Source organism: Citrobacter sp. Cm046 (assembly GCF_030333065.1).
Taxonomy (GTDB): domain Bacteria; phylum Pseudomonadota; class Gammaproteobacteria; order Enterobacterales; family Enterobacteriaceae; genus Citrobacter; species Citrobacter murliniae.
The window spans coordinates 1-294 of the sequence record NZ_JAOWGP010000020.1 but is presented as its reverse complement, the minus strand read 5'-3'; the positions used below and the strand labels follow the sequence as shown (position 1 = coordinate 294).

The following is a 294-nucleotide window of genomic DNA, read 5'->3' as shown; positions in this document are numbered from 1 at the left end:
AACGGGTTTACAGGCATCTCAAGACGAGCCGCGTTACGGTTTTGATATGTTCATCAATGAAACGACAGCCAGCTACAAGACCCCCAATTTTATTCTGACCCTGGAGAATGATTCCATGCCGCCGACCTCCTACAGTAAGGAGGAAATTATTACTTTCTGGGACACGATCAGCTGTAGCGTACGGGTGCGCCCTGGCGCGTTCTGACCGGCCGGAAAGGATTGCGGATAGATAACAGGGAGGCTTCACAATGGATAAAATAAAAAGGAAGGTCATTATTTTTGCTGTTTTGGTCG

At 48.0% G+C, this 294-nt stretch carries 1 protein-coding gene; it reads left to right on the top strand.

Annotated elements, in window-relative coordinates; genetic code table 11:
* On the top strand, window positions 1-205 hold a 205-nt coding region (locus tag OGX98_RS00830), incomplete at its 5' end, for a T6SS immunity protein Tli4 family protein (RefSeq protein ID WP_286594707.1).
* Between the last annotated feature and the right edge of the window lie 89 nt (window positions 206-294).